The sequence below is a fragment of the Ensifer sp. Root127 genome, from assembly GCF_001425225.1.
GTDB classification, from domain to species: domain Bacteria; phylum Pseudomonadota; class Alphaproteobacteria; order Rhizobiales; family Rhizobiaceae; genus Ensifer; species Ensifer canadensis.
In genome coordinates this window covers 20,344-29,309 of sequence record NZ_LMDX01000029.1, presented here as the reverse complement: position 1 = coordinate 29,309, position 8,966 = coordinate 20,344, and the positions used below count along the sequence as shown (strand labels likewise).

Genomic DNA, 8,966 nt, shown 5'->3' with positions numbered 1-8,966 from the left:
CTGACATCCCATCATTCACCTGATCCCCTGCAAATCACTCAGAGGATTGAATCACGCGTCCCAAGTACCGGCAATACCGAGTTTTTCAACAGTATCGGCGCAAAGCGGCCAACGGATGCGAGCCGCAGCCATAGGGGTTGCGCACAAACCCGTCACCAGCCAGAAGCCGACGCCGTCGCGCAAGAAGGTACCAATGAGCGTCGCTACCCGCAGGACGGCGAGGGCATTCTGACACAGCAGCGCGCAGGCGCGCGGGGTGGCCTCATCCGAGGCCATGGCCAACAGCTCCAGTCGTTTTTCGGCGTCGCCTTCGAGCGGTGCAGGTCATACCAGGCGACCAGCTCTGCCTGCGACATGATGCGCTCCTGTTTTGCGTGATTGAGACGTGTCACGTGGCGGAGTCTATGTTGACGGATGTTGGCGGTCGATCGGATCAAGGGAGAGGGAAGGCTACACCTGCGGATAGGACAGCCTGTACTGTGAGTGGACCGAAGCGAGGATTTGTTGGTCACGAGGCCCTTCCTCGTCGAGGACGAACTGAAACGTCTGGGCGGCCATTATGAAAAAGCTGGCGAATGGGCCGATTTTACCGTCATGGACGGTCGGCTGGTTATCGGTCAGAACCCGGCTTCGTCCGGCTGTGCTACCATGACGCTGCTGACGTTTCTGCAGGCCTAGTTGCGGTCCGGCGCGTGCCACCGGGGCCTCGCCGGCGCCCACGTGCCAAGCCTGTCCGCCGGCTAATCGGATCATAACGCTGGTCGAGATCGTCGAAGACGGCCCCGTGAAGCAGTCAGACGACAAGATGTCGTCTGCTGCGTCGCGGTTGCGCTGAAAGAGTTCAAGCGAGCCGACCGCCATCCTTCGTGCCGGCGCGCTGAACGCGCCTCGTGTTCGAGTCGGGCGCTGGGCGTGCGTCCTAAATTGACGGATATACGACATTTGAGACGGGCAGGCTTCGTCTTAACATCAGGGCTGGAAACTCAACCTGATGGAGATTGTCATGACTGGGAATTCGAAGGATACCGCACTGATTACCGGCGCTTCTTCTGGTATCGGCGCGATTTACGCCGATCGGCTGGCGCGCCGGGGCCATGACCTGATCCTCGTGGCCCGCAACAAGGCGCGTCTCAATGCGCTCGCCAAGCGGCTCACCGACGAGACAGGTCGCGCTGTCGAAGTGATCGGAGCGGACCTCGGTAACAAGGACGATCTCGGTCGCGTAGAGCAAGTGCTACATACCGATGCCAGCATAACCACGCTGGTCAACAATGCCGGCGTCGGTGCGACCGCCCCGCTGTTGGCGTCCGATATCGACAAGATGGAAGAGCTGATCACGCTGAACGTCAATGCGCTGACGCGGTTGACCTATGCTGCGGTGCCCGGCTTCGTGAAGCGTGGCACCGGCGCGATCATCAACATCGCCTCGATCGTCGGTATCGCACCGGAGCTGCTGAATGGTGTGTATGGCGGGAGCAAAGCCTTCGTGCTGGCCTTCACCCTGTCGCTCCAGAAGGAGCTTGCCGACAACAATATCCGCGTCCAGGCCGTTCTTCCGGGTGCCACGGCGACCGATTTCTGGGGCATCGCCGGGACGCCCCTGGAACATGTGCCGACCGAGATCGTCATGTCCGCCGAGGATATGGTGGATGCCTCGCTTGCAGGCTTTGACCTCGGCGAGTTGGTCACCATTCCGGCGCTTCCGGACGCACGCGATTGGGAGGCTTACGAAGCAGCGCGGCAAAAGCTCATGCCGAACCTTTCGCTCAGCGCGCCTGCTGCCCGATATCGAGCCGCAGGGTAATTCCGGTCTTCAGCGACCCACTGAAATGCACGCCTATGTCGGCGGCGTCTCGCCGATCCTCGAAACAAGGAGAATGATCATGTCGAGATCCTATTCGATAATTGGCAAGCGCAATCGCCTTGCCGCCTATGCACTCGCTGGAACGATCGCAATTTTTCTTCCCGCGGTCGTGGCTCACGCCGAAACGAGTTCTCCCGCGCGCAGCGGCATCCAGGTTGCGCAGGCTTCCGTAAACGGTGCGTCCGATGCCCAGCCGGCTGTCGACGAAACCATTCGTCCATTCCAGTTCCGTGCAGCCGACGAGGCCCTTGCCGATCTCAAACGGCGCATCGTCGCAACCAAGTGGCCCGATCAGGAGCTGGTCACGGACGATACGCAGGGCGTGCGACTGGCCACGATGCGGAAGCTTGCCGACTATTGGGCCAACCAGCACGACTGGCGAAAGGTCGAGGCGAGGTTGAACGCCTTGCCTCAGTTCGTGACGAACATCGACGGCGTCGATATCCACTTCATTCAGGTGAAGTCGAAGCACCCGAACGCGCTGCCGGTTATCATTACACATGGTTGGCCCGGCTCGATCATCGAGCAGCTGAAGATCATCGATCCGTTGACCAATCCGACAGCGCACGGCGGTACCGCAGCCGATGCGTTTGATGTCATAATTCCATCAATCCCCGGGTACGGCTTTTCCGGCAAGCCCACCGAGCTCGGCTGGGATCCGCAGCGTATCGCACGGGCCTGGGCCGTTCTGATGGACCGCCTGGGTTACAAGAAATATGTCGCGCAGGGCGGCGACTGGGGTGACGCAGTTAATGAGCAGATGGCGCTACAGAAGCCTGAAGGGCTGCTTGGCATCCACACCAACATGCCCGGCACGCTTCCCGATAACATTTCCGCGGCGCTGGCCGGCGGTCCGCAGCCGACGGGCCTGACGGCCGACGAGGAGTATGCGTGGAGGCAGCTCGATTTCTTCTACAAGCATCGTGTCGGCTACGCGTTGGAAATGGGAGCCCGGCCACAGACACTCTACGGCCTGGACGATTCACCCATCGCCCTTGCCGCATGGATGATTGATCATGATCCGGAGAGCCAGAAGCTGATCGGCCGCGTCTTTGACGGGGCTAATGAAGGGCTGACGCGCGATGACATCCTCGACAACATCACGCTCTACTGGCTGACGAACACGGGGCTGTCTTCGGGTCGTCTCTTCTGGGAAAGCAAGCTCGCTTTCTTCGCGCCCAAGGGCGTGACCATCCCGGTCGCGGTAAGCGCTTTTCCTGACGAAATCTACACCGCCCCCCGCAGTTGGACTAAGAAAGCCTTTCCGAAGCTGATCCACTACAATCGGCTGCCCAAGGGCGGGCACTTTGCGGCCTGGGAACAGCCGGAAGTCTTCACTGAAGAGTTGCGAGTCTCCTTCAGGTCGCTGCGTTAGTCGATTTGAGAAAGAAGGGGCGCCAATAGCGCGCCGCCTTCCCAACCACTAGGAAAAAGCCATGACCATCGCAACCAAAACCCCCAAGGTGCAAACGGTCGACCTCAAACTTGAGGTCGTTGTTATCCCTGTTTCGGACGTTGACCGCGCAAAACGCTTTTATGACGGCCTGGGTTGGAGGCTCGACGCCGACTTCGCGGTCGGTGACACATTCCGGGTCGTACAGTTCACACCGCCGGGATCACCGAGCTCGATCCACTTCGGCACAGGGCTGACGTCGGCGGCACCCGGATCGGCACGCGGGCTGTATCTCGTCGTCTCGGATATCGAAGCTGCCCGCGCCGAACTCATCGGTCGCGGCGCCGACGTGAGCGAGATCATCCACCGCGCCGGTCCTGGGCAGCCGCCAATCAGCGGCAGGGATCCGGAACGGCGCAGCTACCGCTCCTCCGCCTCGTTCGCCGATCCGGACGGCAACGGCTGGCTGCTCCAGGAGGTCACCGAACGATTGCCTGGACGCGTGGACACGGACATCACGACATTCACCTCGTCGAGCGAACTCGCAGGCGCGCTACGGCGCGCGGCAGCCGCCCACGGCGAGCACGAAAAGCGAACCGGCGGCAAGCATGATGAGAACTGGCCGGACTGGTACGCCGACTACATCGTACAGGAGCAGGCCGGCAAGCCGCTACCGTTGTAACCCTCCGCGAGGCCGTATTCGGGTACGCAATCCACCGAAAACCGGATTGCGTACCCGTCTGCATCTTGTCGCAGGGCGTCTACGACTACGATGAGGCGGACGGCATCCGGTTCCCGACGAAGCGCCGCGCCTTCTTGCGGGGCACGGATGATAGCGTCGTCGAAGATCCGCTGCTGGTGTCCGTCAATGTATGCAACATCCACTTCGCGTACGGACGAGGGCGCTTCTTGCGATGGCGCAAATGTGATATAAGCGGCGGTTTCAGACAAAAGGTGGTGTGCCATGCACAAGATCGGTTACGTCGTGTTTCCAGGATTCCAGCTCCTTGGTTTTGCAGCGGTCACTGCCTTCGAGATGGCCAACATTCAGCTTGGAGAGCCGGCTTACGAGATAACGTTGCTTTCCGAAGCCGGCGGAGAGATCAAGTCGTCGGCTGGGTTTGGTGTCATCACGAAAGCCTTCGACGATACGACCTACGACACCGTGATGTTTGGAGCCGGCACGACGATCGAGCCGATGACACCGGGCCTTATCGAGTTCGCGCGCCATTCCCTGCAAACTGCGCGTCGGCTGGCTGGCCCCTGTACCGCCGCCTTCATTCTTGCAGAATCCGGGCTGCTGGATGGGCGCCGTGCGACGACGCATTGGCTTTTTGCGCGCCAGCTCCGGGAGCGGTTCCCGGCCGTCAAGGTCGAGGAGGATCGCATCTTCATCGTCGATGGCTCCGTATGGACGTCGGCGGGAATGACGGCAAGCATCGACCTGGCTCTCGCCATGGTCGAGAAGGACCATGGTCAGGACGTTGCTCGCTCGGTCGCACGCAAGCTCGTGGTCTACCACCGCAGGGCCGGCGGCCAATCGCAGTTCTCGGCGTTGCTCGAACTGGACCCGAAGTCGGACCGGATCCAGAAATCGGTCAACTATGCCAAGGCCAATCTGCGCAGCGTTCTGTCGGTGGACGAACTGGCGGATGCGGCGGGCTTGAGCGCGCGCCAGTTCAGCCGCGCCTTCCGGTCAGAGACGGGGCAGTCGCCGGCCAAGGCGGTGGAGAACCTGCGCGTCGAGGCGGCGCGGCTGCTGATGGAACAAGGCCGCCACTCCATGGATGTGATCGCGGAGGAAACCGGCTTCGCCGATAGCGATCGCATGCGCCGGGCTTTTCTGCGGGCACTCGGACAGCCGCCCCAGACTATCCGGCGCAACGCCCGCGACAGTGAACTGGCACCCTGAATCGGGAGAGCGAGGGTGTCGCGGCACAGAAGAACTGTGCACTGCTGGAGATGGTGATCGAGTTGTCGTGTGATTCCCCAATCTTGGGGTTCATGGACTCTGCTGGCAGGCATAGCGAGGTCGGCGGTTCGAAACCCTTCAAGGCAAGGGTTCACAGCAGGCTTTCCGAAGGGCGGCCGGTCCATCGGCCCGCCCCTTTTCGTCTGGAATGGGTGGGTGCGCCAAGAGCGGACAGGTGCTGAATCTGAGCTAGCATCCCTGTATTGCGAGCTCGCTGAACGGGCGTAGTATGATCGTGCACTGGGCTTCCGATCGCGATGAAACCGCAATGCGCGCTTCTTGTCTGCTTTGGCCTTCTGGGGGGCAGCACGCCCGCTCAGCTTTCTCAATTTGACGTTGATCTTGAGTTGGTTCTTGCCGTCGATGTCTCCTACTCAATGGAGATCGACGAACAGCGTGCGCAACGTCAAGGCTATGTGAATGCATTTCTCCAGCCCGAACTCGTCAATGCAATAGAGGACGGGCCTATCGGCAAAATCGCCGTGACATACGTTGAGTGGGGTGGCTCTGCTGTCCAGATCATGCCTTGGACGCTGATCGATGGCCCCAGCACTGCGGGCCAATTCGCCGATGCTCTGCGCCAGCAACCGATGAGGAGGATATCGTTCACCTCGATTTCCAACACGCTGGCGTTTTCACGAAACCTCTTCTTAGCTAGCCCGTTCCAGGGAATGCGACGCGTGGTCGACATATCGGGAGATGGGCCGAACAACTCCGGTGTGCCGGTACCCGTTGCCCGTAATTCGACTGTCGCCCAAGGCATCGTGATCGATGGACTGCCCATCATGTTGACGCGTCAGGATTCCGCATCGATTCCGGACCTCGACGCTTATTATGAGAATTGTGTGATCGGTGGAGATGGGGCCTTTCTGTTGAAAGTGTCAGATCCTGGCGATTTTGCGGAGGCTATTCTGAGCAAGCTCATTGTCGAGATACTTGGACCGAACGTGAGCGACCTGAAGCGGTTCGAGCCACTGTTGCAACGCGTCGACGACCGAGTAGACTACAATTGCTTTGTGGGCGAAGAAATGCAGGAGCGTCGCATTGGGCAATAGTTCAATGCGCTTTGCGTTCACGCTGAACCGCGACCTGCGGGCTTTGAGAGGCTGACCGGTGCGCCTGATCTGCGCGCGCGTTTCTGGCGGAAGACTTCGGCGGGTGGTTTGTAGCCGAGGCATTTGCGCGGTGTTGCGTTCAGATGATTGCAGATTTCGGTTAGATCGCAGTCGCTGAGCGACAGGGGATCGACCTCTCTCGAAAGCCATTTCCTGGCCCGTCTGTTGGTGTTTTCGACGGTTCCTTTCTGCCACGGGGATTGTGGATCGCAGAACCATGTTTGCGCTCCGATGGTGGCTTGCAGGCAGGGCCGCGGGCGGCAACAATGTCGTGATCGGCGAACCATGGCATCCCGGCTCCTCGCGGTCATCCACGACCTCGACACGGCGTATGGACCGGCGGCGTCATCCCATCGATGGACGCCTGACCACGGTGGCCAACGAAGCCGCGGCTGCAGGCGAATGCGGGCCTCCGGAAAGCTGAGGCCTAGCGTGCCGTCAGCCGAGACCGAAGACGACATCGCTTTCCATGAGAGCCGAGAGCGAAACATGCTCAATCAGAATGCCTTCGACATCGGAGCCGTTGAAGGCGATGAACAAGCCGTCGGTCGTATCGCTGGCGGCGGCAAGAAAATCGGCATAGCTGTGAATGCCTGTGGCGTCCTGGGCCTCTTCGGAAAAGGCGATCCGATCGCCCTGCCTGCCAACGAAATCGAAAATGTGATCGAGGCCCGCCTGGCCGGAGGTTTCCGACGACCACAGAAACGTGTCGGCGCCGCTGTCGCCCTTCAACAGGTCGGCGCCATTGCCGCCACTCAACAGGTCGTCCTGCGAGCCGCCGTCGAGAAAATCCGCACCTTCGCCGCCGAAAAGCTGGTCGTTTTCCGAGGCGCCCCTCAGCGTGTCGTCCCCACCACGCCCATCGAGGATATCGTTGCCGCTCGACGAATAGAGGGTGTCATTGTCGTCGGCGCCGCGCAGCACGTCGTCGTAGCGCCCGGATGAGACGTTGAAGTACTCCACATTGGTGAAGGCCAAGCCGGTGTGTGTTGCGCCGCGTGTCGCGTCGAAGTCGGTTACCTGCGGCAAGCCGCCATAGTTGAGGTTCAATAGATCCCGGCCTTCGCCGCCATCGACCTCTCCGAGGTAACGGGCATTGATCGTGTCGTTGCCCGCGCCGCCGCGCAGGATCGACGCGACGCCAAGGGTGCCGCTGCCGGGAAAGGTGTCCTGCAGCCAGTCATCGCCGGCGCCGCCATCGAGCATGTCGCTGCCGCCGTCATTGGCAAGCGTATCCCTGCCGTCGCCGCCAAAAGCCACGTCATCGCCAGCGCCTGTCTCTATCATGTCGTCTCCGGCGCCGGCATCGATGTAGTCGTTGCCCTCCTCGCCATCGAACCGGTCACGCCCGGCACCGCCTTCGAGATGATCGTTTCCCGCGCCGGCATCGACCACGAGATAGGTAAGATCACCCGCGATGACCCGATCGTTGCCGCTGCCAAGCGCGAGGCTTGCCTCCTCTATGCCGCGCAACACTGTGCCGGTCGAGGCCTCACCGGCAGCGAAATCGACAGTGAGGTCGCTCGTGCTCTGCGTCTCCTTGATATAGAGCCAGTCCTGGCCGGCGCCGCCATCGATCTCGGCGGAGTAGAGTGTCGAGACGATCTGGTCGCGGCCGTCGCCGCCAAAAAGACGGTTGGCACCGAGCCCGTCGGTGATCATGTCATCGCCCGCGCCGGCGTCGACGAAATCGTTGCCGCCTGCCGTCTCGATAACGTCGCCAATTGCGCTACCCGTAATATGATCGCTTCCGCGTCCCGTCGTCAGCACAATCCGCTCGACATCCTGGTACTGGATGAAGAGATGCCGCTCCTCCTGCGTCCCGTATCCGGTGATGCCGTGACCATTCTCCAGGTTGAACACGACCGGAGCGGCCGATGCCGAGAGGTCGACGGCCAGCGTATCGTCTCCGGCACCGCCGAAAACGGCGCTGCCCGTCCCGACAAGCACGAAGCGGTCATTTCCATCACCGCCGTCGAGACGGTCGTTACCACCCGTATTGGTGATGATGTCCTGTCCCGCGCCCGCATTGACGACGTCGTTGCCGGCACCGGTCGAAATCCGATCGCCCCCGGCAGTTCCGGTGATCCGGTCGTCACCACTGCCGGCGAGCAGGCGTAGCCACTCGATATCGTGGAAGAAGATGTGCCGGTTTGTGGCGCTCGGGTCGCCAACATAGCCATGGCCGCTGGCACCGTTGAAGACCATCCGGTCTGCGCTTTGCGAGAAGTCGACGACAAGGCCGTCGTAGCCGCTGCCTCCGGTAACTGCGCCGCCGGTCCCGGTGAGAACGATCTGGTCATCACCGGCACCGCCGTCGAGGCGATCGTAGCCGTTCGAACTTGTCAGGGTGTCGCTTTCAGCCCCACCATCGACAAAATCGTCGCCGCCGCCCCCATCGATCGTATCGCTGCCGGGCAGGCCCCAGATGTAGTCGGTTTCCTCCGAGCCTTTCAAAGCATCGTTTGAGTACGAGCCTACGATCTTTGCCATCTCGTCATCCCTTTCGATAGACTTACGCCAATACTTGCGATCACTCGAATAAGATCGCCAAGCATCAAATCTATTTAACTAATTGCGTAAATCAACTCCGAATTAATCTTCCAAATGGAGGCAATTTAA

Annotated in this window: 7 protein-coding genes and 2 pseudogenes; 6 read left to right on the top strand and 3 right to left on the bottom strand. The window is 60.8% G+C overall.

What is annotated here, in order from left to right:
• Nucleotides 1-51: 51 nt before the first annotated feature.
• Entirely contained in the window at nt 52-276 is a 225-nt protein-coding gene (locus ASD03_RS26840) for a hypothetical protein (RefSeq protein ID WP_057217508.1), read from the bottom strand.
• A gap of 240 nt (nt 277-516) precedes the next feature.
• On the opposite strand from ASD03_RS26840, the pseudogene ASD03_RS38215 reads away from it, so the two are divergent.
• The 6 genes and pseudogenes from ASD03_RS38215 to ASD03_RS26805 all read left to right on the top strand — a co-directional run.
• Nucleotides 517-678: pseudogene (locus ASD03_RS38215) on the top strand (type 1 glutamine amidotransferase domain-containing protein); the annotation flags it as partial.
• A 325-nt stretch (nt 679-1,003) separates the two neighbouring features.
• Complete coding sequence (locus ASD03_RS26830) at nt 1,004-1,804, top strand: SDR family oxidoreductase (RefSeq protein WP_057207414.1); 801 nt, start codon at nt 1,004-1,006, stop codon at nt 1,802-1,804.
• Nucleotides 1,805-1,883: 79 nt separating this feature from the next.
• On the top strand, nt 1,884-3,239 hold the full coding sequence (locus tag ASD03_RS26825; protein ID WP_082557421.1) for an epoxide hydrolase family protein: 1,356 nt from the start codon (nt 1,884-1,886) through the stop codon (nt 3,237-3,239).
• Between the two features lie 61 nt (nt 3,240-3,300).
• Nucleotides 3,301-3,939: a VOC family protein gene (locus tag ASD03_RS26820; RefSeq protein ID WP_057217504.1), complete on the top strand. Its 639-nt coding sequence runs from the start codon at nt 3,301-3,303 to the stop codon at nt 3,937-3,939.
• Nucleotides 3,940-4,221: 282 nt separating this feature from the next.
• Nucleotides 4,222-5,169 carry a GlxA family transcriptional regulator gene (locus ASD03_RS26810; RefSeq protein WP_025428231.1) on the top strand — a complete coding sequence of 316 codons (948 nt, stop codon included), beginning with the start codon at nt 4,222-4,224 and terminating at the stop codon, nt 5,167-5,169.
• 317 nt (nt 5,170-5,486) lie between these two features.
• A complete protein-coding gene (locus ASD03_RS26805; protein ID WP_057217502.1) occupies nt 5,487-6,284 on the top strand; it encodes a DUF1194 domain-containing protein in 798 nt (265 codons plus the stop codon).
• A 17-nt stretch (nt 6,285-6,301) separates the two neighbouring features.
• On the opposite strand, the pseudogene ASD03_RS40795 reads toward ASD03_RS26805, so the two are convergent.
• Nucleotides 6,302-6,589: pseudogene (locus ASD03_RS40795) on the bottom strand (hypothetical protein); the annotation flags it as partial.
• 193 nt (nt 6,590-6,782) lie between these two features.
• A complete protein-coding gene (locus ASD03_RS26795; protein WP_057217500.1) occupies nt 6,783-8,837 on the bottom strand; it encodes a calcium-binding protein in 2,055 nt (684 codons plus the stop codon).
• Nucleotides 8,838-8,966: the final 129 nt, after the last annotated feature.